The following is a 24,252-nucleotide window of genomic DNA, read 5'->3' as shown; positions in this document are numbered from 1 at the left end:
ATATAAAAAAACGGTGGGCAAGCCCACCGTTTTTTATTGCGTCGAGTGTAGCGTCAACGGTATTGCACCGTTATAGCACGGGTGTTGTTGCCGGCGTAGTGACCGCCTCTGGCGTGACCGCGCGTGCCGGGGTTGGCACCGCGAGCGGTACCCACTCAAAGACTGCCGTTTGTTTCACAGGCTGTGTCTCGACCGGTGGCACGGTAAGCACGTCTGTCGCTGACACATCCACCTCGGTGGCCGAAATCGCATTCACCACGCCTGCTGCATCATTCACGTGAGCCGCTTCCGTCACTGTCGTGACTGGGGCTGTAGCTGGGGCGGCATCTGAAACTGGCGTGCTCGATAGCGGCGTGATGGCATGAGGATCAGCCACAGGGGCTTCACTGTTTTCCACCGCAGGCATCGGTGCAGGGGCTGCGACCGCCGACAAGCGGCTGTCTTGACTCAGCTCTTGCTTAAATGCGTCTTCAGAGCTCAGCAACTGCACGTTAAATTCCACGTTATCACCCTGAATACGGTACGCATTCACTGCCGCTACCGAGGTCAAGTTTGTCACCAAACGCTCTAACGTAAAGAAGTCTTTAGAGGAAGCAATGTTCCCAACCACCACCGACATGGTGTTATTTAAATCGCCACCCAATGGCACGGCATATTTCGCGGCTAACTGATCAGCCACACTGTCCATCATCTGATTAATGGTTGATACCGCCGTTCCCGACAAACGGCCTTCAACCGGCGCCACTTGTGAAGCCGCCAAGGCTTCAGGACGATTGGCAAACAACTGCCAGTTCACACTGATCTCATCCGTGCCTTGTTTACGCACACGGGCCACCAAAATAGCTTCTGGCTGGTAGCGCAAACTCGCGCTAGAGATAGGTTGCACAAAACCGCCCCACAGATCCGGTGAGCTGATCGCTGTGACATCTTCAAAATCACCGATAGGCACAGAAACCGGTAGACCACGACGTTCCGCGGCTTGTTTCACATCCGTGAGTAACTGACTGCCGGATTGATCCCACAAAATATTGCGGTCACGACCATCATCTTCCACCATCCACACCAAGGTGGTCGGGCGCTGTTCACTCCAGAAGCTCGACTTGGCCTGCGCCAGCAAGGTGCGAACTTGGCGCGGATCAAACGTCAGCGCCAACGTGCGCTGTCCATCCAAATTACCGTAGCCAAATTGGCTGACATATTGCCCGCTGTGAGTCAGTGCTTTCGCGACGACCTCGTTTTGGCCAATCGCGCTTTGCCCTGACACTTTGATCAGTACTTGTTCCAGCGCCTGTTGACGAGCTACCTGCTCTGACTGCCGGTCAGTATCCGGCAGCACTACCTGCGCCTGATACAAGTTGGTCATGGTGGCAGCCTGAAGCGGCAGTGCCAATAACGCCATGAAAAGTAACGTAACACGCAACATAAAAAACTCATTTATCACTTAAGTAATGTTCGATCATAAATTGAACATATCGTGCTCGGCAACTGCTTCCAGCACAAAATCAAAGGTTCCCTCGTATTTTTCTGTGGCACAACACACTAAGGTACTGTCTTAACGGTTATTTATGGGTCAACCCGTTGTAACAATTTTGCGAATCACCGCACCAAACACTTCCTTGCATGGGGTTTGCAAATTATTCCTCGACAACGTTAGGCAATCGATTACTTCCATGCTAATATTCCGCGATTTTTTTCTAGCCAGGGTGGATATATCACATGTTGCAGGTCTTACAGGGTGCTCAAATGCTGTTTGTGGCATTTGGGGCGTTAGTTTTAGTGCCACTGCTCACGGGGCTTGATCCCAACGTTGCTTTCTTCGGTGCCGGTATCGGTACGCTGCTTTTCCAAATTGTCACTAAACGTTCTGTTCCTATCTTCCTTGCTTCCTCTTTTGCTTTCATTGCACCTATTATGTTCGGCGTCCAAACCTGGGGCATCCCTGCCACCATGGGCGGCCTGATGGTCGCGGGTGTGGTCTACGTGTGCATGGGCGCACTGATCAAAGTCCGTGGCGTTGGCATCATCCATAAATTACTGCCTCCTGTGGTCGTTGGTCCTGTGATCATGGTGATCGGTCTGGGCTTGGCCCCGTCTGCCGTCAATATGGCGCTGGGTAAATCGGGTGACGGTGCCGTGCAATTGGTGAATGCCGATGCAGCGCTGTGGATTTCATCGGTCTCCCTGCTGGTAACCATTGGTTTTAGCGTGTTTGGTAAAGGCTTCTTCAAGCTGATCCCTATCATGGCGGGTATTGTCAGCGGCTATGCCCTCAGCTTGGCATATGGCGTCGTCAACTTTACCCCTATCCAAGAAGCGGCATGGTTCGCTATTCCGAACTTCACCTTCCCTGAATTTAACATCAACGCCATTTTGTTCATGATCCCTGTTGCGATTGCCCCTGCGGTCGAGCACGTGGGTGACATGCTGGCCATTTCTAACGTGACCGGTAAAGACTACCTGAAGAAGCCAGGTCTGCACCGTACCATGGCAGGCGACGGTATCGCGACAATGGCTGCGTCAATGTTTGGTGCACCACCGAATACCACGTACTCAGAAGTGACTGGTGCGGTGATGCTGACCAAAGCCTTCAACCCTGTGATCATGACGTGGGCAGCCGTGACGGCGCTTGTGCTTGCATTTGTGGGTAAACTGGGCGCAGTACTCCAAACGATTCCGGTTCCAGTGATGGGCGGGATCATGATCCTACTATTCGGCTCCATTGCGACTGTTGGCCTGAACACGCTGATCAAAAACCAAGTGGATCTGCACAAAGCTCGTAACTTGGTGATTGTGGCAGTCACACTGGTCTTCGGTATTGGCGGCATGGCGTTTGGCATTGGCGGCTTCAGCCTACAAGGGATCAGCCTGTGCGGTATCGTGGCGATTCTGCTGAACCTGATCTTGCCAGACGACCTGGGTGAAAACCACGTGGTCGATAATGCGCAAATCGACAGCTGTAACGACAAGTAAACGCATTAACGAGACTCTCTTAACCTGACGTCTCAATCAGGCACCACACTCCAACAGGGCGGTTTAACCGCCCTGTTTTTTTATCCGTGCGATAAGCGAGTGGATAATGAGGTGATTGAGTCCGTGAAAAACCAGTCATAAACGACAAATACAGGTACAAAAAAAGCCGGATTTTCATCCGGCTTTTTACTGTCTTTAACCCGCTTGGATCAGGACACGATTACTTCGTACCGAAGATCTTATCACCTGCATCACCAAGACCCGGAACGATGTAACCTTTATCGTTCAGCTTCTCATCGATAGCTGCGGTGTATAGCTCAACATCTGGGTGCGCTTTTTCAAGTGCTTCAATGCCTTCTGGTGCAGCAACAAGCACCAACACTTTAAACTGCGTACAACCGTGCTCTTTCAACAAATCCAGCGTCGCAATCATCGAACCACCGGTTGCCAACATTGGGTCAACCACTAGCGCAATACGCTCGTCAATGTTTGAAGCCAGCTTATTGAAGTAAGGAACAGGCTCAAGGGTTTCTTCGTCACGGTAGATACCTACCACACTGATACGGGCACTTGGCATATGCTCAAGTACGCCATCCATCATGCCTAGACCTGCACGCAGGATTGGCACAACAGTGACTTTTTTACCTTTGATTTGGTCAATTTCAACGGGACCATTCCAGCCGTCAATGGTCACTTTTTCCGTTTCAAAGTCTGAAGTCGCTTCGTATGTCAGCAAGCTACCAACTTCTGTTGCCAGTTCGCGGAAACGCTTAGTGCTGATGTCGCCTTCGCGCATAAGACCGATCTTATGTTTTACCAGTGGGTGTTTAACCTCAACGACTTTCATCTTTGACTCCTAAGCAGGCTAAATTAAAAAAAATCGTATTATTATACACCATGCTAGAGCGCTTCGGATAGGATCCCGCGGTTCGTTTGCTCACGAAACCACCAGCGAGATTTATTGACGCAAACGTTTTCCTTTCCGCCCTGACTGCTGTTATCATACCCTCGCTTTTTTACTTTAATACGTTGAGGGACCTCCTGTGAGCGGCAATAACTCTTCTCTTAGTTACAAAGATGCTGGTGTTGATATCGATGCAGGTAATGCATTAGTTGATCGTATTAAAGGGGTGGTAAAACGCACACATCGCCCTGAAGTCATGGGTGGAATTGGTGGTTTTGGTGCACTTTGCTCACTACCGACCAAATACAAGGAACCTGTGCTGGTATCAGGCACAGACGGTGTGGGTACCAAACTGCGTTTGGCAATGGATCTGAACAAACATGACACCATCGGTATCGATTTGGTGGCCATGTGCGTGAATGACCTGATTGTACAAGGCGGTGAGCCGCTGTTCTTCTTAGATTACTACGCCACGGGCAAGTTGGATGTCGATACTGCTGCTGCTGTCGTTGCTGGCATCGGTGAAGGCTGTATCCAAGCCGGTTGTGCATTGATTGGCGGTGAGACGGCTGAAATGCCAGGCATGTACCACGGTGAAGACTATGATGTCGCAGGCTTCTGCGTGGGTGTAGTCGAAAAAGCCGACATCATTGATGGCAGCAAAGTCCAAGCGGGCGATGCCCTGATTGCTGTGGCCTCTAGCGGCCCGCACTCCAACGGCTTCTCTCTGGTTCGCAAGATCATTGAAGTGTCTCAAGCGGATCTGAATCAAGAGCTAGAAGGCAAAACACTGGCTGATCACCTGCTTGAACCGACCAAGATTTATGTGAAATCGACGCTAAAAATGATGGAAAGCTGTGACATTCACGCCATTTCCCACATTACTGGCGGCGGCTTCTGGGAAAACATTCCTCGCGTATTGCCTGAAGGGGCAAAAGCCGTGGTCGATGGCAACAGCTGGCAGTGGCCTGCGGTATTTAACTGGCTACAGCAAGCCGGTAACGTCGACACCTACGAAATGTACCGCACCTTTAACTGTGGCGTTGGCTTAGTCATTGCCCTACCACAGGCGCAAGCGGAACAAGCGATTGCCATCCTCAATGCGGAAGGCGAAAACGCATGGCTGCTGGGTCACATTGCTGATGCAGCTCAAGGTGAAGAGCAGGTGGAGATCCTGTAAACGATGAAGAATATCGTTGTACTGATCTCCGGCAGTGGCTCTAACCTTCAAGCGATCATGGATGCCTGTGAATCAGGCATCATCGCTGAGGCAAAGGTGGCTGCTGTGCTGTCCAATAAAGCCGATGCCTATGGCCTGACCCGCGCTCATGCCGCCGGTATTGCCACCGAGTTCCTTACGGCCAGCGACTACACTGACCGTGAGGCCTTTGATCGGGCATTAGCCGAGCACATTGACCGTTACCAACCGGATCTGGTGATCCTTGCGGGTTATATGCGGATTCTGAGTGGCGAGTTTGTGCGTCACTACAGCGGGAAGATGATCAACATTCACCCTTCTCTGCTGCCGAAATACACCGGACTCAACACCCACCAACGGGCGATCGATGCCGGTGATAGCGAGCATGGCACCAGCGTGCATTTCGTGACGGAAGAATTAGATGGCGGCCCTGTCATTTTGCAGGCGAAAGTGCCCATTTTTGCCGACGACAGCGCGGATGACGTCATGGCTCGGGTGCAAGAGCAAGAACACCGTATTTACCCACTGGTCGCACATTGGTGCTTACAGCAACGGGCGGTGATGCAAGGCAACCATGCCTATGTTGATGGCGAATGTTTGCCGGTATCGGGCTATGCCAGTGATGACGAGTAAATCGCCCGTTATCTTGATGTAGACGTGAAAAGATTTAGGCGTAACAAGGTTTAAACGTAGAAATGTAGGCTTAAAAAAACGCGACCTCATGGTCGCGTTTTTCATTTCTTTCTTACACCTGATATCGGATACCTAAGACCAGATACCAAATATCAGATACCAGATAACCGTCGGCGTATCACTCACTCGTTGACAGTACGCGGTGATACATCGGCTCGCCCAACAGGAAGGCCGTAAACTCACCGGGTTGCATCTTATGCCACTGCTCATCGTTGGTCAGAGGCTGCGTTGCGATCACCGTCACCACGTCATTGGGGGTGGTTTCCTGCTGGAAATCAATCATCACGTCTTCATCAATCAAAGACGCTTTGCCAAACGGCGCACGGCGCGTGATCCAATGCAAGTTGTTGGTACAATAGGTAAGCACATACTCACCATTACTCAGCAACATGTTATAAACCCCTAGCGCACGCAAACTGTCACAGCTGTCTGCCATAAACTGATACACCGCCGTCCAATCTGTCGGTGCCGTTGGAAAGGCCGTATCAAGTCGGTTCAGCAACCAGCAGAACGCTTTTTCGCTGTCAGTATCCCCAACCGGTGTAAAACGGCCGGTATCAAGTTCTTCATACCCGGTTAACTGACCATTGTGGGCAAAGGTCCAGTATTGTCCCCACAGCTCGCGCGTAAAGGGATGGGTATTTTCCAAGCTCACACCGCCCCGGTTGGCTTGACGAATATGGCTAACGACCGCACAACTTTTTATCGGGTAACGTTGTACCAACTCGGCAATCCGTGACTGACAGCTTGGGTTAGGATCTTTAAACGTTCGGAAACCTTTGCCTTCATAAAAGGTGATCCCCCAACCATCACGGTGCGGGCCGGTATTGCCCCCACGCTGCATTAAGCCCGTAAAGCTAAAACAGATATCGGTTGGCACATTGGCACTCATGCCAAGTAATTCACACATAGTCCTTTATGCCCTTTCTTGATGACGAACCACTGACATGCAGGGTTATGCCGCCATTTCTTTTTCAACCAACATGATCAAGATATGGATAATCTTGATATGCACTTCCTGAATGCGGTCAGCGTAACCAAAGTGTGGCACACGAATTTCCACATCGGCCAAGCCTGCCATTTGGCCACCGTCTTTACCGGTCAGCGCAATCACGCTCATGCCTTTGGCTTTCGCCGCTTCAATGGCTTTGAGGATATTGCCAGAATTGCCCGACGTCGACAGGCCGAACAACACATCGCCTTTTGCGCCAACCGCTTCGAGGTAACGTGAGAACACGTACTCATAACCGAAGTCGTTACTGACACATGACAAGTGGCTTGGGTCAGAAATCGCAATGCCAGGGTAGCCTGGGCGGTTTTCACGATAACGCCCCGTCAGCTCTTCGGCAAAGTGCATCGCATCACAATGCGATCCACCATTACCACAAGACAGCACTTTGCCACCTTGTTTGAACGCGTCAGCTAACAACTTGGCCGCCGCTTCAATATCCGCAATATTTTTATCATCACTTAAAAAGTGGTTCAGTACATCTGCTGCTTCAGTCAATTCTGCACGGATCAAATCTTGGTACATAAGCTACGCTCTAATTATTTTTAATAAAAAACGGAGGCCAAGGCCTCCGCTGATTTATGCCTTATAAGGCAGTGTACAAAGAAATGCTTAAAGGTGTCGACTCTTAAGACGGAACATTGTGCGACGTTGACGCCAAACGCTCACGTAATGACGCGACTGACTCGACCAACGCCACATTATCAATCGACAATACACCTGCTGTGGTCAATTTTGCTGCCACATGCGGTGCCACACCCAGTAAATAGACCGGATAATCACGGACGCGATCCAACGCATTCTCAAACGCATGGATCGCCGTAATGTCTACTGTGGTCACATCGGTAAAGTCCATCACCACTGCACGGGCGTCTAGCGCAATACGATCGATTACAGACAGGGCTTTCTCACTCGCAGCAAAGAACAATGGACCGTTGATGTCATACACCACCACATCGTCACCCAAATTCAAGTGTGGGTGATTGCCTTCAACACGATTCACTGAGGTCAGTGACGCAATACGCTGGATAAACAGCAAGCCAGCCAACAATAGGCCGACAACCACCGCCACCACCATGTCAAACACCACGGTTAACGTGAAACAGGTCAACAATACCGCCACATCACGGCGGGGGGCCACTTTGATGGTGTGAACGAAATGCGGGGCTTCCGACATGTTCCACGCCACCATAATCAGCAAGCCAGCCAATGCGCTCATCGGAACGTAAGACAACATCGGTGCCAAGGCAATCATCGCCGCCAAAACAAATAGCGCATGCACAATCGCCGAAATCGGTGAAAACGCACCAGCACGGATATTCGTTGCTGTACGTGCAATTGCCGCTGTCGCAGGAATACCGCCAAAGAAAGGCACCACCATGTTAGCCAAGCCTTGGCCGACAAGTTCAGCATTCGGGTTATGCTTCGTTCCCGTCATCCCATCGGCGACCACCGCGCACAGCAGTGATTCAATGCAGCCCAGCATCGCAATGGTGAACGCCGCCGGTAGCAGTTCAATCACCAATGACCATGAGAAGCCGTCATGCTGCCAAGGCAACATAAATTGAGGCAATACCTGTGGGATCCCCTGACCAATCAAATCACCGATCTGATAATGGAATTTTTCACCCAGCAAACCCACATGCGCGCCACCTAAATGGTTAAGCGCCAGTGCCACCAAGGTACCGACCAGTAACGCCACCACGTGTGCGGGCACTTTGCTTTTCAGTTTCGCCCAACCAATAAAGACGGCAATCGTAATGACCCCGACCAAGGTATCAGACAAGTTAATGCTCGGCATTGCCGTCGCGTAAGCCACAACTTTTTCAGGAAAATGGATAGGGTTTGTCGCAACGGTCAAACCCAATAAGTCTTTAAGTTGTAGAAACGCAATGGTCAAGCCAATACCTGCCGTAAAACCGGTGGTCACCGGATACGGCACATAAGCCACCAGCTGCCCCAAGCGTAATACGCCCATCAGCAACAAGATCACACCCGACATCAAGGTCGCCAGCATCAAACCGCTCAAGCCATACTGTTGCGTGATCGGCAGCAAAATCACCACGAATGCGGCTGTTGGGCCTGTAATATTAAATCGTGAGCCCCCTAAAAGGGCTGCCAATAGACCCGCCACAATCACGGTATACAAACCGTGCTGCGGCGGTACGCCTACCGCAATCGCCAGCGCCATCCCTAATGGAATAGCCACCACGCCCACCGTAATACCGGCGATCACATCAGCACGTAAAGTAGATAACGTGATCCCTTCCCGCCATGCTTGTTTTAATGCATTAAATATCAACACGGATAACCCCTTGCTTATCGAACGGAAACGCCAAACCCCAAACATAGAACCGTTCGGATTATTGAAGTAAAAAAATGAAGAGCTGTCATCCCGAGATGGGGATCCGGCGGGCATGTGTCAGTCGGAGATCGGGAAAGGCAACATGGGTTATCGCTCGCATTGCGCGGCCATAACACCAGTATTTATTCACGGAAAAAGCGTATATCACCGCCTGAAAAGGCAGCAATTCGTGAACAATGTCACACTATGTTAATAGGGTGAGAATTTTTCGCAAGTCGTTTTTCGGCTCTCGCTGATCTCGATCAAACCGCTTATTTCCTGCGCTTCGGCCGGACATCTTTCCGTAACCGCCCCCTTTCAGAATGGAAATTTATTTCACACTTTATTAAACAATCCATTACACTCATTACAAGTGGTTAGACCTCTTACCTTAAAAGTATCTTATCTTCGTGCAAAAGAAGGAGATGAAACATGGTAACACTTGTATACCTGCTTGGATTATTCAGTGTCATTGGCGTACTGGCCTACCACCGCGTAAACCTACGCACCTTTACGGTGGCCGTCGCTGTCACATTGACCCTCGGCACCTTGCTTGATGTCATCGGTCAATACAGCTGGCTGATGTTTCTCGTGATCGCCTTGCCGCTCAATCTCCCCTCCGTCCGCCGGACACTACTCAGTCGCCCCGCACTGGCCGCCTTTAAAACCCAAATGCCCGAAATGTCACGGACAGAAAAAGAAGCCATCCATGCTGGCACCGTGTGGTGGGAAGCTGACCTTTTCCGGGGGGCGCCGGACTGGAACAAACTGCACGACACGCCCGCCCCTCAACTCAGCGCCGAAGAAAAAGCCTTCCTTGAAGGCCCGGTAGAAGAAATCTGTCGTCAAGTGAACGACTTTCACGTGACCCATGAGCGCGCGGATCTGCCCCCTGAAGTGTGGCAATACCTCAAAGACCACAAATTCTTCGCCATGATCATCGACAAACAATACGGGGGCTTGGCTTTTTCCGCCTACGCCCAATCACTGGTGCTGCAAAAGCTCAGTGGCGTGTCCGGCGTACTGTCGTCCACCGTCGGCGTACCGAATTCCCTGGGTCCTGCAGAGTTGCTGCAACACTACGGGACAGAGGCGCAGAAAGCACATTACCTGCCTCGCCTTGCAGAAGGCAAAGAGATCCCTTGCTTCGCCCTCACCAGCCCAGAAGCCGGATCCGATGCGGGCGCCATCCCTGATTTTGGCATTGTCAAAATGGGCCACTGGCAGGGAGAAAACGTATTGGGCATGGAGCTGACATGGAATAAACGCTACATCACCTTAGCGCCCGTGGCCACCGTATTAGGGTTGGCCTTCAAACTGTACGATCCTGACCACCTGCTGGGTAATAATGAAGAATTAGGGATCACCTGCGCCCTGATCCCGACTGACTTAGCAGGTGTGCACATCGGTCGCCGTCACTTCCCGCTCAATGTCCCGTTTCAAAATGGCCCCACACACGGTGAGAAGGTGTTTGTCCCGATTGACTTCATCATTGGCGGGCAAGAAAAAGCCGGTCAAGGCTGGCAAATGCTGGTTGAATGTTTATCGGTCGGACGCGGGATCACCCTGCCCGCGAATACCACGGGCGGACTCAAAACCGCCGCGTTAGCCACCGGTGCCTATGCACGGATCCGCCGTCAATTCAAACTGCCGATTGGTAAAATGGAAGGGATTGAAGAGCCGCTAGCGCGACTAGCAGGCAATGCCTATGTGATGGATGCGGCCAGCACCCTGACTGCCGCGGGGATCGACAGCGGTGAAAAACCCTCGGTGATTTCCGCCATCGTCAAATACCACTGCACCCACCGTGGCCAACGCAGCGTGATCGACGCCATGGACATTGTCGGTGGTAAAGGAATTTGTTTGGGGCCTAATAACTTTTTAGCACGTGGCTACCAAGGCGCCCCCATTGCCGTGACGGTCGAAGGCGCCAATATTCTTACTCGCTCCATGATCATCTTTGGCCAAGGGGCGATCCGCTGTCACCCGTATGTGCTAACCGAAATGGAAGCCGCCTACGATGACGACCCCGAGCAGGCACTTGCCGCTTTTGATCACGCCTTGTTTGGTCACCTCGGGTTTGTGTTCAGTAACCTCGTACGCTCAGTGTGGCTCGGTATTACCGATGGACGCGGTTCATCAGCACCATACCGTGATGCCACCACCCGCTACTATCAACAACTCAACCGTGACAGCGCCAACCTCGCCTTACTGGCAGATATCTCCATGGCGCTGCTGGGTGGCTCACTCAAACGTAAAGAACGCCTGTCTGCCCGCTTGGGGGATGTACTGAGCCAACTGTATTTGGCCTCGGCAACGTTAAAACGTTTCAGTGATGAAGGCCGTCAGCCCAATGATCTCCCTCTCGTTCACTGGGGCGTACAAGATGCGCTGTATCAATCTCAAGAGGCGCTGGATGCCTTCTTGCGTAATTTTCCCTACCGCGGGGTCGCCATCGTGCTCCGTCCGCTCCTTCTCCCTTTTGGGTTGCGTCGCTATCGTCCCGCCGATACCTTGGATCATCAAGTCGCCCGTTTAGTGCAAACCCCTTGTGACACGCGATGTCGTCTGGGCCGTCACCAATACCTGACACCTGATGAAAGCAGCCCGGTTGGCATGATCGAAGCGGCGCTCAAAGACATTTTGGCCGCTGAGCCCCTTTATGATCGCGTCTGTCAGGCGGCAGGTAAAAAAATGCCGTTTATGCAGCTCGATAAGGTCGCCGACTGCGGATTAACCCTGAATGTGATCAATGAGGAAGAAGCCGCACTGTTGCGCCGGGCTGAAGTGGGTCGACTGCGCACCATTAATGTGGATGATTTTGACCCTGACGCTCTTGCCGCTCAGGCGCAACCTCGTGCCAATAAAGACATTGCCGCGTGACAATCACCCGACGTACACCATCAGCACACCATCGATACACAATAAAAAAGGGGAAAGCCTCGGCTTTCCCCTTCTTCTGGTACATTGACGGTCTGCATGACAGACGATATCCCGTCATGCCGACAAGCATTACTGCTCTGGCACTTCTAATCCCGAACTGTCCAGCATGCGTTTTACGCGTCGCTTACGCCACAACACCACGCCACCGATCACCAGCACAATCACCGCAAGGTTCACCGCCATAATGATCTTCACCGCCTTGGAGCGCGCAGCTGCCTGTTCGACTTCAAGTCGGGCGATCTCCGCTAATCGGGCTTTCTCTGCTTGCTGCTCGCGGAAGTACGCCAAGTTACGATCCAGCTGTAACTCTGCCATCACCGCAAAATGGCTTTCCGGTAAACGAAAAATCAATTCACGATCACTAAAATTGTCGGTGGCATACAACCACCCTGACCACGTATAGCGCCCCGGCAATTCACCATTGGGTAACCAGACCGTTAAACTGCCTTCATCCGGTAACGCCGCCTGTTGACTGATCGTGACGGATCCGTCAGCACTCACTTGTGTGATATGCGCCGCGAGTGAGCCCGGCTTAATCGCGCCTTCTTCTGCTGTCACCACGACTTGATGACGTTCATTGTTGCCGCGACCCTGAATAAAGTTCGCATGCACAGGGGGCGGATACACCAACAGCACTTGCTCTTGAGTGCGCAGGAAAATACCATTTCCCGAGCTGATCCTAACTCGGTATTTACCCGGCGGCAGATCCACCTGCATCGCCACCGTGAATACGCCATCTCCCGGTAATTCATCAAACTGACGTCCATCATCGACGAACTCACCTTGTGAAATCGGCACCGGTAGCGCTTCTTTCGGCAACGTTTCTACGTTTTCAACGTATTCATAAAACACCACCGACAATTTCACTCTGTCGAGGAAATCACGCAAGGTAAGCGGCTGGCCATCGTGTGACAAACGCGCGGTAAATTTGATGGTTTCCGATTGGTAAACGCGATCAGGCAGATCATCGACAGACAACGTCAAATCCGACAACACCACGATTTTATTGGTGGGCGTGATACTCCCGATCGCCTGCCACGGCCCGGGCATCGGGTTTTCGATCGAAATAATATCGAGCCCCGGCTCTTCATACCACGCGACATGATCAGGGTGGCGCCACGCGTAATATTTATGACCGTCAGGCCGCACGATAACCACCGCATTGCTTTGACTATCGCGCTTCACCACAAAGGAGACTTGCTTCACCGTGGGATCAACACGAAAACGGTTATCGAGCCACGAGGCTTCGGTCGTACTGCTTGCCCATGACCACAACGGCAGCAACATGACCAAATACCATAATCGCTTCATCGTTCTCCTACAGACGCCAGAGGACGTCATCCTTCTTACCAACCAAATCCAATCGCGCATCATGCGCTTGTATTTCATCGGCAGAAGCACGGATAACCTTTAGTGCTTTTCTTCCTGTCGCCAAACGACGGATCGCATTTTCAGCGCCGCTCTCCCCTTCATTGTTGCCTGCGTTCAGTGCTAATGATGTCTGGCCACCGGTCATCATCAGATAGACGTCAGCCAAAATCTCGGCATCGAGCAAAGCGCCGTGTAGGGTACGGTGAGAGTTATCTATGCCATAACGGGAACACAAGATGTCCAAGTTATTTCGTTTACCCGGAAACAGGCGCTTGGCCATTTCCAAGGTATCGGTCACCTTGCAGAAGTCTTCCGTCTTCCCAATACCGGCATTGATCTTAGTGAACTCGTAGTCCATGAAGCCGATATCGAAGGGTGCGTTATGCGCAACCAGTTCGGCCCCTTGAATAAAGTCCATGAATTCTTGATGGATCTCACGGTAAGTTGGCTTATCCCGTAAGAACTCATCGGTAATACCGTGTACTTCAATCGCTTCAGGATCGATGGTGCGATCCGGCTTGATGTACACATGGAAACTGTTGCCCGTCAGTTTACGATTGATGATTTCAACCGCACCGATTTCAACAATACCATGGCCCTCATAATGGGGGCCGGTCATGTTCATACCGGTTGTTTCTGTATCGAATACGATTATGCGTTCATTAGTGGCTTTCATAGTAGCGATTGTGTCAGACTAAAGGTTTCAACTAAGGCGAATACTACCCTATATGACCAAGCAGGTAGAGATTTTCACAGACGGATCGTGCCTCGGAAATCCGGGGCCAGGTGGCTATGGTACCGTGTTACGGTATAAACAGCATGAAAAAGAATTGAATGAGGGCTTTTTCATGACCACCAATAACCGCATGGAGCTATTGGCCGCCATTGTGGGCCTGGCTAGCCTGAAAGAGTCATGCCACGTGGATCTCACCACCGACAGCCAGTATGTCCGCCAAGGGATCACCCAGTGGATCCATAACTGGAAAAAGCGCGGCTGGCAAACCGCCGATAAAAAGCCGGTTAAAAATGCCGACCTCTGGCAACGATTAGACACCGAAACCCAACGCCATCAGGTAAATTGGCATTGGGTGAAAGGCCATGCTGGTCATCCTGAAAATGAGCGTTGTGATCAGTTAGCACGTGCGGGTGCCGAAGCCCCGACGCAAGACGATACGGGTTATAACGCCAGTTAACCACTCGTTACCGGCTGCCGCCTAACACCCTCGCTTATCACTGGCGTTCGTGCGGCAGTTCACCCCCAATGGCGTCAATTGACGACGCAATTTCCACTTCGGCTTTATGGGTCTTAACGGTATCGTACGTTTACGCGCCACAATCAAATACATGCTACCAACGGCCGCACAGCTGTCCGACAGCATCCCTTCCGCCCACGCCGAACACGCTTGATGACGCGTTGCTGGCACAATGGCGAAATTTTCGTGAAACACCACTTCATAATTGAGTACCCCCAACCAATCTTTTATCCGCATCGGCATAAACATACGCCCAAGCCACGGATAACGCTTACGGTTCCAAGGCAAGCAACCGCGTAAGCCCAATAAACTGATGGGGTTCGATCCACTGATCAACAGATAGCCATCATCCACCGTGACTCGATCTAACTCACGCAATAGTCGGTGAGGATCCGAACAGTAGTCCAGTTGATGGGCAATCACACAAGCATCAAACGATTTTTCAATAAAGGGCAGCGCAAAAGGGTCAGCGACCACATTATGCAGGGGGTTGAACTTATCAATGCAAATTTGGTGTTGAATGTTACAATGGCCGCTGGCTAACTCACAACTTAAACCACCCAGCTTTAACATGTGGTACCCAAAAAGCTTCGGCCACCACTCGTCAAGCTGCGCCTGCAGTAATTCTGCTGCCCATTCGCCATTTGTCACTTGTGACCAGGTGTAAGGGGGATCAATTTGTTTTAATATGCGGGCTGGCTTCATAGCAATTCCAAATAAAATCAATGCTCAACAAAATAAAGCTGGAGAACAAACTATGCTGACTGTCCAAAGCATACCCGCATTTGATGACAATTACATCTGGCTGATTCACACTCCGGATAACCGCTGTGTGGTCGTCGATCCTGGCGAGGCCGCCCCTGTCATCGAGGTGCTTGAAACACAGCAGCTTCAGCTTGAGGCGATTCTGATCACCCATCATCACCATGATCACATTGGCGGGATCAGTGAACTGAAACGTCGCTACCCGAACATCAATATTGTCGCTCCCGCCGCCGAGCCGATTCCCGGTGTTTCACAGTCGGTAGAAGATGGCGATCAAGTCGAAATTTTTGATGAGCGCTTTATGGTCATTGGCGTACCGGGCCACACCGCTGGGCATGTTGCCTACGTGGGTGATGAGAAACTCTTTTGTGGTGACACCCTTTTCTCTGCCGGTTGTGGTCGCCTGTTTGAAGGCACCGCGGCGCAAATGTATCACTCGCTACAAAAGCTCGCGGCCCTGCCGGATGAAACCCAAGTCTATTGTGCCCACGAATATACCAGCAGCAATCTGGCCTTTGCGTTGGTCGCGGAACAGGATAATCCCCACCTGCAACGTTACCGTGAAGAAGTCAGTCGCCTGCGTGCACAGGGGATTAGCACCATTCCTAGCACGTTGAAACAAGAAAAGTTGGTGAATCCTTTCTTGCGCTGTGATCAGCCAAGCATCAAAAAGTCCGTTACAAACAGAGCGGTAGATGACAGTGATGTAGAGACCTTCGCAGCCCTACGCCGCTGGAAAGACGAATTTTGACCTAGGTCACTTGTAACCAAGGTAGTTGGACAAGTATTATCTCCCACTATTTTGGCTATGGGCTAGACACATGAAATCTCGATTTTTTTTAGCGAGTGCGCTATTACTGGCTGGTTGCCAAATTAACAATACAACAAAAACAGTAGACACCCCGACAAACACGCCGCCGAAGGAAGTCCCTGCGGCACCGGTTACCCCTGCTGTTACGCCTGTTGTGGTTGCCCCGCAGCCACAACCACCGGTTGTGACTCCCGTTATATTGCCGACGCCACAAGAACAAGAAAACCTTTGGCGACGGATCAGCATGCAGCTAACGGCTGACGTGCCCGACAATAAATCTGTCAATTATTACCGTAACTGGTACCTCCGCCACCCCGGCCACCTGCAAACGGTCGCTAACCGTGCGCAACCTTTCCTGTTTCTGATCACCGAAGAAATTGAAAAGCGCAATATGCCCTTAGAGCTCGCCCTGCTACCGATTGTTGAAAGCTCATTTGATCAGTTTGCTTATTCACATGGTCGCGCAGCGGGTTTGTGGCAAATTACGCCACCAACAGGACGCTCCTTTGGCTTGCAACAGGACTGGTGGTATGACGGCCGTCGTGATGTGGTGGAATCCACCCGCGCAGCCTTAGATCTGCTGGAATACCTCAACCGTAAATTCGACGGTAACTGGTTACATGCGCTTGCCGCTTACAATACCGGTGAAGGCCGTGTCTTCCGCGCAATTCGTAAAAATAAAGCCGCGGGCAAACCGACTGACTTTTGGCATTTAGATTTGCCCAAAGAGACCAGCGGTTATGTACCGAAGCTGCTGGCTGTGGCTGATGTGATCAAAAACCAGCAAAAATACGGCATTGCTATCCCTGAAATTGCCAACAAACCAGCAGTAGAGCTTGTCAAACCCGGCACGCAGATGGACCTGGCAATGGCGGCACAATTTGCCGGCATTTCACTGGAGAAAATGCAAAGCCTGAACCCAGGTTACAACCATTGGGCAACCGCACCTGATGGTCCAAGCCACCTGCTTTTACCGATCAACCGCGTTGAACCTTTCAATACTGCATTCGCCGACAACGGCCGCCGTGGAATGAAAGTGATCCGTTATAAAGTCCAATCCGGTGATAGCCTCAGCGTGCTGGCACATAAATACAAAACCACCACGAAACAAATTCAGCGCGCCAATAACATGAGCAACGCAAATATTCGTGTGGGTCGCCATATTTTGATCCCTGTCGCGATGAAAGAGGGCGATACCATTGCGATGCGCCTTGAAAGCAAAACACAACGCAGCCATGGCAGCGGTTACCGCACCGATTACATCGTAAAAGGCGGCGACAGCTTGTGGAGCATCGCGCGCAGCCAAAAAGTGTCTATCGATGCATTGGCGAAATGGAATGGGTTAAGCAAGAAATCGACCCTTGGCGTCGGTCAAAAACTCACGCTATGGAAAGATTCAGCCAGCGGCGGTGTGATCCGCACGGTCTACTATAAAGTACGTTCAGGGGATAACCTGAGCTCGATTGCCCAGCGTTACAAGGTGAAAGTGTCTGATGTGGTGAAATGGAACCAGATCAGCGGCAAGAAATACCTGAAACCTGGCCAGCAACTGAAGCTGTATGTGGATGTCACGAAGGTGAGTGTATGACGCCGTCCCGCAACCCCATTATTGCCCTGCTAGACACCTTTCGTTCACCGGTGGACTGCTTTGCTGCCGTTCACCAGCGTCCAAAATGGGCCATATTACCCTATTTACTGGTGATCCTCGGGCCGTTCTTTTTCTGGGGAACGTACTTTAATCATGTCGATTTAGCGTGGTTACAGCAAAGCTTACTGGCACAACTACCCGCGGTAGATGAGCAGATCCAAGCGGATTGGCTTACCAAAGAAGTGCTGTTAGCCGGGGAAGTGTTCAGTGATATCACAGGCCGTACCGCCTGTATTTTCATCCTGGCACTGTGGCTGCACCTGTCAACGAAGAGCAGCAGTTACCAACATGGCTACGGTAAATGGCTGGCAGCGGCCTGCTTCATTATGCTACCGGCGGTGATCGGTGATATCGCGAGCTACCTTAATGCACTGTTTAACACCAGCCCGATCCTCCCAAATGCAGCGGATCTGAATAGCCTGAATGGGTTACTCAAGCTACCGTTAAACAGCCCATGGTCAGCCTTTACCACGTCTATTCCATTGCTTACGCCCTGGTATATCGCCCTGAGCTACGCCGTGGTCGGCGCATGGACAGACTACGATCGTGCAAAATGCATTATCGTCGCCAGTCTACCTTGGGTAATGACCATCGTGTTATGGCCTATTCTGATCATTGCAGCGTAAATTGCGCAATGATCGGGTTATGATCAGAGGCATCCGTGGCGGGTGCCTCTGCTTTCACCAAGTTCAATTGACGGTAATACAGATGATCCAACGGTTTACCAAACACTTTGATCCGTTGATCGTGAGCTAACTGCACATCCACCAAGCCTAAACTCTCCGCAAACTGCGTCACCACATCCAAGCGACCCTGTCGCCACGTATTAAAGTCTCCCGCCAAAATAATCGGCCCAATGTGCTTATCCAGCACTTTTTTCAGCTTGTTAAACTGCGCTTTATACTCGTCTAAGCCGACCGAAAAATTAACACCATGCAGGTTCACCACCGCCAACGTTTGCCCATTCGAAAGGTTAAACTCCGACAAGAGTGCGGATTTTGGCAGCCGTAACCACGGTTCTACCGCCAAATACGCACAGGTACTTTTGGCATTCACGCTTGATAAGTTCATCACCCCAGCAGGCGTATTGAGGAAACGGAACGCATTGGCCATACGCACTTTCCACTGTGCGGTATCCAGGTACTCTTTCAACGGTACATTCAAGCTGGCTTCTTGCAATAACACTAAGCGACTGTCTTGCGTGACCTTTTCCAACTCACGACGCCAGTTGTCTTTTTGTTGTTTATAAATGTTCCACACGGATACCGTTAAATCACCATTATCATCCAGCGGCTGTGCCATTTCGCTATGAATACAGGTATAAGAAAACGTCGGAGCTAGCACATTAGCACTCACTTCCGGCACTTCTGAAACATCAAATGACCAGTTTAATGCACTGATCCCTAATGCGCCGGCAATCACACCGAATCCAGCGGCCACTTTGGTATAACGCGCCATGCTTTACCTATCAATCAACAATACGAGGGAATAAACAAACAGAAGAATAACGGCGGCCTTTAATAATGGCTGGCGTTATCGTAATACGCAGAGGGGGATAACGGGGTGAAGATCACCGCGACATCTAACTGAGGGTCATGCAGTGCCTGTCTAACGGCATTTGTGATCACTTGTGCGACCTCATCTTGCACCGCTTGGCCACGATCAAACCACAACACTTCCACAAACGGGTAAGCTTCTGAGACATCACCATCAAAGATAAAGGTCGTGGTGATATGTTCTAGTGTGAAATCCTCACGAGGACACACCATCAACGGCAGCAAATCATCCACTAACTGGGTTGATAAGGCTTTTAAATGATCAAATTCTACGGCTCGAAAACGAAGATGCGGCATGGTTTAGCCCCTTTTTTCTAACGCGGAAAGGCCACACCTTACCATTTAACACGCCTTTTCTGCAGTCCATTTTGTCATTTCTCCGTTAATTCACCGCTCATTATCCTGAAAAATCATCCGCTCAAGGTGCTTTAGTGAGAGTAAATTCATGATTTATTACGACCTTTAAGTATGCGCTATCACATCAACGATTCAAGCTCACACGACACTGCACACTAAGATCGCAATATTGAAAGATGTATAGATAGATATGGGGAAAGAGAGAGAGCCGAACACGCGTTGATGTTCGGTATGGCGGAATCCGCGGCTCTGCCAATGAATACCAGAAATGAAAAAGGCCCCAGCATTTCTGCTAGAGCCTTGAAAGTGGCAGGGGGTAGAGAGATTCAAACTCCCAACACGCGCTGATGTTCGGTATGGCGGAATCCGTGGCTCTGCCAATAAATGCCAGAAATGAAAAAGGCTCCAGCATTTCTGCTAGAGCCTTTGAAGGTGGCAGGGTGGTAGAGAGATTAAAACTCCCAACACGCGCTGATGTTCGGTATGGCGGAATCCGCGGCTCTGCCAATGAATGCCAGAAATGAAAAAGGCTCCAGCATTTCTGCTAGAGCCTTGAAAGTGGCAGGGGGTAGAGAGATTCAAACTCCCAACACGCGCTGATGTTTGGTATGGCGGAATCCTCGGCTCTGCCAATTTCTGAAATATTCGCCACCACAAAACACCAAACGTAAAAAAGCCCCAGCATTTCTGCTGAGGCTTTAAATGTGGCAGGGGTGGAGAGATTCGAACTCCCAACACGCGGATTTGGAATCCGCTGCTCTGCCAATTGGAGCTACACCCCTGTAGTTGTTTTAAAGACTTAACTTTGTCTGAATAAAGTGGCGGAGCGGACGGGACTCGAACCCGCGACCCCCGGCGTGACAGGCCGGTATTCTAACCAACTGAACTACCGCTCCACACGGAGATAAAGATTTCTCTTTATCCGACACCTGTCGTTCAGAACAAGTATCTAAGCTTTTTTTGCTTTCAGATTTTTCTTAAAAATCTGAAGACAAGAAGTTAAAGCCTGGCGATGTCCTACTCTCACATGGGGAGGCCCCACACTACCATCGGCGCTGTTACGTTTCACTACTGAGTTCGGCATGGGATCAGGTGGGTCCATAACGCTATGGTCGCCAAGCAAATTCTGTTTGAAAATATTCCGCTGGTTATAAAGCCCGCTAGCTGTGTTAATTTGCTCTCTCACTCAGTCATTTAGCAGGCTAAACTCCTTCGCTCGACTCACAAATTGTCTTGCTATCGTACTTTATTCCGGCGCTACCTTGGGTAGGTGGAATATCTTCACAATCTGGAAAAGTTAACTAGTTTGTTCTCATACACGATTCAAGTGTTCGTGGAGTCCGTAAAACCCCTTGGGTGTTGTATGGTTAAGCCTCACGGGCAATTAGTACAGGTTAGCTCAACGCCTCACAGCGCTTACACACCCTGCCTATCTACGTCGTAGTCTCCAACAACCCTTTAGGAACCTTATAGGTTCAGGGATGACTCATCTTGAGGCTCGCTTCACGCTTAGATGCTTTCAGCGTTTATCGATTCCGAACTTAGCTACCGGGCAATGCCACTGGCGTGACAACCCGAACACCAGAGGTTCGTCCACTCCGGTCCTCTCGTACTAGGAGCAGCCCCTCTCAATCATCCAACGCCCACGGCAGATAGGGACCGAACTGTCTCACGACGTTCTAAACCCAGCTCGCGTACCACTTTAAATGGCGAACAGCCATACCCTTGGGACCGACTTCAGCCCCAGGATGTGATGAGCCGACATCGAGGTGCCAAACACCGCCGTCGATATGAACTCTTGGGCGGTATCAGCCTGTTATCCCCGGAGTACCTTTTATCCGTTGAGCGATGGCCCTTCCATACAGAACCACCGGATCACTATGACCTGCTTTCGCACCTGCTCGAATTGTCATTCTCGCAGTCAAGCGGGCTTATGCCATTGCACTAACCTCACGATGTCCGACCGTGATTAGCCCACCTTCGTGCTCCTCCGTTACTCTTTGGGAGGAGACCGCCCCAGTCAAACTACCCACCAGGCACTGTCCGCACCCCCGATAAGGGGGCGACGTTAGAACATCAACACGACAAGGGTGGTATTTCAAGGACGGCTCCACAATCACTAGCGTGACTGCTTCAAAGCCTCCCACCTATCCTACACATGTAGGGTCAATGTTCAGTGCCAAGCTGTAGTAAAGGTTCACGGGGTCTTTCCGTCTAGCCGCGGGTACGCAGCATCTTCACTGCGATTTCAATTTCACTGAGTCTCGGGTGGAGACAGCGTGGCCATCATTACGCCATTCGTGCAGGTCGGAACTTACCCGACAAGGAATTTCGCTACCTTAGGACCGTTATAGTTACGGCCGCCGTTTACCGGGGCTTCGATCAAGAGCTTCGACCGAAGTCTAACCCCATCAATTAACCTTCCGGCACCGGGCAGGCGTCACACCGTATACGTCATCTTTCGATTTTGCACAGTGCTGTGTTTTTAATAAACAGTTGCAGCCACCTGGTATCTGCGACTCCCGGCAGCTTAGAGAGCAAGTCTCATCACCGCTAGGAGCGTACCTTCTCCCGAAGTTACGGTACCATTTTGCCTAGTTCCTTCACCCGAGTTCTCTCAAGCGCCTTGGTATTCTCTACCTGATCACCTGTGTCGGTTTGGGGTACGATTTCTTATAACCTGAAGCTTAGAAGCTTTTCCCGGAAGCATGGCATCAATGACTTCAACACCGTAGTGTCTCGACATCGTATCTCAGCGTTAAGTAATCCCGGATTTGCCTAAGATTACCGCCTACATACTTGAACTTGGACGACCGTCGCCAAGCCCACCTAGCCTTCTCCGTCCCTCCATCGCAGTTATAAGAAGTACGGGAATATTAACCCGTTTCCCATCGACTACGCCTTTCGGCCTCGCCTTAGGGGTCGACTCACCCTGCCCCGATTAACGTTGGACAGGAACCCTTGATCTTCCGGCGAGGGAGTTTTTCACTCCCTTTATCGTTACTCATGTCAGCATTCGCACTTCTGATACGTCCAGCATGCCTTACGACACACCTTCAACCGCTTACAGAACGCTCCCCTACCCAATGTGACAAGTCACATTGCCGCAGCTTCGGTGTATAGCTTAGCCCCGTTAAATCTTCCGCGCAGGCCGACTCGACCAGTGAGCTATTACGCTTTCTTTAAATGATGGCTGCTTCTAAGCCAACATCCTGGCTGTCTGAGCCTTCCCACATCGTTTCCCACTTAGCTATAACTTTGGGACCTTAGCTGGCGGTCTGGGTTGTTTCCCTCTCCACGACGGACGTTAGCACCCGCCGTGTGTCTCCCGGATAGTACTTACTGGTATTCGGAGTTTGCAAAGGGTTGGTAAGTCGGGATGACCCCCTAGCCTTAACAGTGCTCTACCCCCAGTAGTATTCGTCCGAGGCGCTACCTAAATAGCTTTCGGGGAGAACCAGCTATCTCCAGGTTTGATTGGCCTTTCACCCCTAGCCACAAGTCATCCGCTAATTTTTCAACATTAGTCGGTTCGGTCCTCCAGTAAGTGTTACCTCACCTTCAACCTGCCCATGGCTAGATCACCTGGTTTCGGGTCTAATCCTAGCAACTGAACGCCCAGTTAAGACTCGGTTTCCCTACGGCTCCCCTAAACGGTTAACCTTGCTACTAAAATTAAGTCGCTGACCCATTATACAAAAGGTACGCAGTCACAGGACAAAGCCTGCTCCTACTGCTTGTACGTACACGGTTTCAGGTTCTATTTCACTCCCCTCACAGGGGTTCTTTTCGCCTTTCCCTCACGGTACTGGTTCACTATCGGTCAGTCAGGAGTATTTAGCCTTGGAGGATGGTCCCCCCATATTCAAACAGGATAACACGTGTCCCGTCCTACTCGTTTTCACTGATAAGATGTTGTCGGTTACGGGGCTATCACCCTGTATCGCTGTGCTTTCCAGCACATTCACCTGACATCAAACTAGCTTAAGGGCTAATCCGGTTTCGCTCGCCGCTACTACCGGAATCTCGGTTGATTTCTCTTCCTCGGGGTACTTAGATGTTTCAGTTCCCCCGGTTCGCCTCGTTACGCTATGTATTCACGTAACGATACGTGCTTATGCACGTGGGTTTCCCCATTCAGAAATCCCAGACTCAAATGGTTGTTACTACCTAATCTGGGCTTATCGCAAGTTACTACGTCTTTCATCGCCTCTGACTGCCAAGGCATCCACCGTGTACGCTTAGTCACTTAACCATACAACCCCAAGAGGTCTGTATGTTCAAACAACCAAGGTTCGTCACCTATCTTCGATCAAGAAAGATAAGGACATTGGTTTTTCGCCGGACTCATCTTTTATTTCCACTTTTTAAAAAGTGAAGACAAAAGTACACAAGACACTTGAATGTGTTTGTTTTGAGAACTCGTTTTC

18 protein-coding genes, 2 tRNA genes and 2 rRNA genes are annotated in these 24,252 nt (G+C 50.9%); 8 read left to right on the top strand and 14 right to left on the bottom strand.

Annotated features, from left to right (window positions below; genetic code table 11):
* Positions 1-70: 70 nt before the first annotated feature.
* Positions 71-1,423, bottom strand: a complete 1,353-nt coding sequence (locus tag ACSF8W_RS13855; RefSeq protein ID WP_500847899.1) for a DUF2066 domain-containing protein — start codon at positions 1,421-1,423, stop codon at positions 71-73.
* A gap of 293 nt (positions 1,424-1,716) precedes the next feature.
* Here ACSF8W_RS13855 and ACSF8W_RS13850 point away from each other — a divergent pair, with 293 nt between their 5' ends.
* Positions 1,717-2,970 carry a uracil-xanthine permease family protein gene (locus tag ACSF8W_RS13850; protein WP_500847898.1) on the top strand — a complete coding sequence of 418 codons (1,254 nt, stop codon included), beginning with the start codon at positions 1,717-1,719 and terminating at the stop codon, positions 2,968-2,970.
* A 220-nt stretch (positions 2,971-3,190) separates the two neighbouring features.
* Here the strand turns inward: ACSF8W_RS13850 and upp are convergent, their stop codons facing one another.
* The gene (gene upp, locus ACSF8W_RS13845) at positions 3,191-3,817 is read right to left on the bottom strand and encodes a uracil phosphoribosyltransferase (protein ID WP_500847897.1); all 627 of its coding nucleotides are present in this window, start codon (positions 3,815-3,817) and stop codon (positions 3,191-3,193) included.
* Between the two features lie 196 nt (positions 3,818-4,013).
* Between upp and purM the strand changes: the two genes are divergently transcribed.
* Together purM and purN are read left to right on the top strand one after the other, a co-directional pair.
* On the top strand, positions 4,014-5,054 hold the full coding sequence (gene purM, locus ACSF8W_RS13840) for a phosphoribosylformylglycinamidine cyclo-ligase (RefSeq protein WP_500847896.1): 1,041 nt from the start codon (positions 4,014-4,016) through the stop codon (positions 5,052-5,054).
* A 3-nt stretch (positions 5,055-5,057) separates the two neighbouring features.
* A complete protein-coding gene (purN, locus tag ACSF8W_RS13835) occupies positions 5,058-5,705 on the top strand; it encodes a phosphoribosylglycinamide formyltransferase (protein WP_500847895.1) in 648 nt (215 codons plus the stop codon).
* Between the two features lie 178 nt (positions 5,706-5,883).
* Here the strand turns inward: purN and ACSF8W_RS13830 are convergent, their stop codons facing one another.
* The 3 genes from ACSF8W_RS13830 to dauA form a co-directional block, all read right to left on the bottom strand.
* A complete protein-coding gene (locus ACSF8W_RS13830; protein WP_500847894.1) occupies positions 5,884-6,675 on the bottom strand; it encodes a class II glutamine amidotransferase in 792 nt (263 codons plus the stop codon).
* A 45-nt stretch (positions 6,676-6,720) separates the two neighbouring features.
* Positions 6,721-7,299 (bottom strand): D-sedoheptulose 7-phosphate isomerase, encoded by a 579-nt coding sequence (gene lpcA / locus ACSF8W_RS13825; RefSeq protein ID WP_428478888.1) that lies wholly within the window; start codon positions 7,297-7,299, stop codon positions 6,721-6,723.
* A 103-nt stretch (positions 7,300-7,402) separates the two neighbouring features.
* Complete coding sequence (gene dauA / locus ACSF8W_RS13820; RefSeq protein WP_500847893.1) at positions 7,403-9,079, bottom strand: C4-dicarboxylic acid transporter DauA; 1,677 nt, start codon at positions 9,077-9,079, stop codon at positions 7,403-7,405.
* 471 nt (positions 9,080-9,550) lie between these two features.
* Here dauA and fadE point away from each other — a divergent pair, with 471 nt between their 5' ends.
* The gene (gene fadE / locus ACSF8W_RS13815; protein ID WP_500847892.1) at positions 9,551-12,001 is read left to right on the top strand and encodes an acyl-CoA dehydrogenase FadE; all 2,451 of its coding nucleotides are present in this window, start codon (positions 9,551-9,553) and stop codon (positions 11,999-12,001) included.
* Between the two features lie 129 nt (positions 12,002-12,130).
* On the opposite strand, the gene ACSF8W_RS13810 is transcribed toward fadE, so the two are convergent.
* Together ACSF8W_RS13810 and dnaQ are read right to left on the bottom strand one after the other, a co-directional pair.
* Positions 12,131-13,372 (bottom strand): TIGR03503 family protein, encoded by a 1,242-nt coding sequence (locus tag ACSF8W_RS13810; protein WP_500847891.1) that lies wholly within the window; start codon positions 13,370-13,372, stop codon positions 12,131-12,133.
* Between the two features lie 7 nt (positions 13,373-13,379).
* Positions 13,380-14,108 (bottom strand): DNA polymerase III subunit epsilon, encoded by a 729-nt coding sequence (gene dnaQ, locus ACSF8W_RS13805; RefSeq protein WP_428478884.1) that lies wholly within the window; start codon positions 14,106-14,108, stop codon positions 13,380-13,382.
* Positions 14,109-14,160: 52 nt separating this feature from the next.
* On the opposite strand from dnaQ, the gene rnhA reads away from it, so the two are divergent.
* Positions 14,161-14,625 carry a ribonuclease HI gene (gene rnhA, locus ACSF8W_RS13800; RefSeq protein WP_500847890.1) on the top strand — a complete coding sequence of 155 codons (465 nt, stop codon included), beginning with the start codon at positions 14,161-14,163 and terminating at the stop codon, positions 14,623-14,625.
* A gap of 21 nt (positions 14,626-14,646) precedes the next feature.
* Here rnhA and ACSF8W_RS13795 read toward each other — a convergent pair whose 3' ends face one another.
* Complete coding sequence (locus ACSF8W_RS13795; RefSeq protein WP_500847889.1) at positions 14,647-15,390, bottom strand: class I SAM-dependent methyltransferase; 744 nt, start codon at positions 15,388-15,390, stop codon at positions 14,647-14,649.
* 52 nt (positions 15,391-15,442) lie between these two features.
* On the opposite strand from ACSF8W_RS13795, the gene gloB reads away from it, so the two are divergent.
* From gloB to ACSF8W_RS13780, 3 genes are all read left to right on the top strand, one after another.
* Positions 15,443-16,201 carry a hydroxyacylglutathione hydrolase gene (gene gloB / locus ACSF8W_RS13790; protein ID WP_500847888.1) on the top strand — a complete coding sequence of 253 codons (759 nt, stop codon included), beginning with the start codon at positions 15,443-15,445 and terminating at the stop codon, positions 16,199-16,201.
* 70 nt (positions 16,202-16,271) lie between these two features.
* Positions 16,272-17,849 carry a LysM peptidoglycan-binding domain-containing protein gene (locus ACSF8W_RS13785; RefSeq protein ID WP_500847887.1) on the top strand — a complete coding sequence of 526 codons (1,578 nt, stop codon included), beginning with the start codon at positions 16,272-16,274 and terminating at the stop codon, positions 17,847-17,849.
* Positions 17,846-18,535: a YIP1 family protein gene (locus ACSF8W_RS13780; protein ID WP_500847886.1), complete on the top strand. Its 690-nt coding sequence runs from the start codon at positions 17,846-17,848 to the stop codon at positions 18,533-18,535. Before ACSF8W_RS13785 ends, ACSF8W_RS13780 begins: the two co-directional genes overlap by 4 nt.
* Here ACSF8W_RS13780 and ACSF8W_RS13775 read toward each other — a convergent pair.
* The 6 genes from ACSF8W_RS13775 to ACSF8W_RS13750 form a co-directional block, all read right to left on the bottom strand.
* A complete protein-coding gene (locus ACSF8W_RS13775) occupies positions 18,522-19,367 on the bottom strand; it encodes an endonuclease/exonuclease/phosphatase family protein (protein ID WP_500847885.1) in 846 nt (281 codons plus the stop codon). The genes ACSF8W_RS13780 and ACSF8W_RS13775 overlap by 14 nt on opposite strands.
* 59 nt (positions 19,368-19,426) lie before the next feature.
* On the bottom strand, positions 19,427-19,762 hold the full coding sequence (locus tag ACSF8W_RS13770) for a DUF1904 domain-containing protein (protein ID WP_500847884.1): 336 nt from the start codon (positions 19,760-19,762) through the stop codon (positions 19,427-19,429).
* A 765-nt stretch (positions 19,763-20,527) separates the two neighbouring features.
* Positions 20,528-20,604: transfer RNA gene (locus ACSF8W_RS13765), tRNA-Trp, on the bottom strand.
* A gap of 37 nt (positions 20,605-20,641) precedes the next feature.
* Positions 20,642-20,718 (bottom strand) — tRNA-Asp (locus tag ACSF8W_RS13760).
* Between the two features lie 108 nt (positions 20,719-20,826).
* Positions 20,827-20,942: ribosomal RNA gene (gene rrf, locus ACSF8W_RS13755) — 5S ribosomal RNA — on the bottom strand.
* Positions 20,943-21,185: 243 nt separating this feature from the next.
* Positions 21,186-24,077, bottom strand: a 23S ribosomal RNA gene (locus tag ACSF8W_RS13750).
* Positions 24,078-24,252 lie beyond the last annotated feature (175 nt).

Source organism: Photobacterium sp. 270122K (assembly GCF_059941365.1).
The sequence above is the reverse complement of the archived record's forward strand: the minus strand, read 5'-3'. Positions and strand labels throughout refer to the sequence as shown.

Coding starts and splice junctions, on each gene's coding strand:
- ACSF8W_RS13855 (WP_500847899.1), bottom strand. CDS start 1,423: ATGTTGCGTGTTACGTTACTTTTCATGGCGTTATTGGCACTGCCGCTT.
- ACSF8W_RS13850 (WP_500847898.1), top strand. CDS start 1,717: ATGTTGCAGGTCTTACAGGGTGCTCAAATGCTGTTTGTGGCATTTGGG.
- upp (WP_500847897.1), bottom strand. CDS start 3,817: ATGAAAGTCGTTGAGGTTAAACACCCACTGGTAAAACATAAGATCGGT.
- purN (WP_500847895.1), top strand. CDS start 5,058: ATGAAGAATATCGTTGTACTGATCTCCGGCAGTGGCTCTAACCTTCAA.
- ACSF8W_RS13830 (WP_500847894.1), bottom strand. CDS start 6,675: ATGTGTGAATTACTTGGCATGAGTGCCAATGTGCCAACCGATATCTGT.
- lpcA (WP_428478888.1), bottom strand. CDS start 7,299: ATGTACCAAGATTTGATCCGTGCAGAATTGACTGAAGCAGCAGATGTA.
- fadE (WP_500847892.1), top strand. CDS start 9,551: ATGGTAACACTTGTATACCTGCTTGGATTATTCAGTGTCATTGGCGTA.
- ACSF8W_RS13810 (WP_500847891.1), bottom strand. CDS start 13,372: ATGAAGCGATTATGGTATTTGGTCATGTTGCTGCCGTTGTGGTCATGG.
- dnaQ (WP_428478884.1), bottom strand. CDS start 14,108: ATGAAAGCCACTAATGAACGCATAATCGTATTCGATACAGAAACAACC.
- rnhA (WP_500847890.1), top strand. CDS start 14,161: ATGACCAAGCAGGTAGAGATTTTCACAGACGGATCGTGCCTCGGAAAT.
- ACSF8W_RS13795 (WP_500847889.1), bottom strand. CDS start 15,390: ATGAAGCCAGCCCGCATATTAAAACAAATTGATCCCCCTTACACCTGG.
- gloB (WP_500847888.1), top strand. CDS start 15,443: ATGCTGACTGTCCAAAGCATACCCGCATTTGATGACAATTACATCTGG.
- ACSF8W_RS13785 (WP_500847887.1), top strand. CDS start 16,272: ATGAAATCTCGATTTTTTTTAGCGAGTGCGCTATTACTGGCTGGTTGC.
- ACSF8W_RS13780 (WP_500847886.1), top strand. CDS start 17,846: ATGACGCCGTCCCGCAACCCCATTATTGCCCTGCTAGACACCTTTCGT.
- ACSF8W_RS13775 (WP_500847885.1), bottom strand. CDS start 19,367: ATGGCGCGTTATACCAAAGTGGCCGCTGGATTCGGTGTGATTGCCGGC.
- ACSF8W_RS13770 (WP_500847884.1), bottom strand. CDS start 19,762: ATGCCGCATCTTCGTTTTCGAGCCGTAGAATTTGATCATTTAAAAGCC.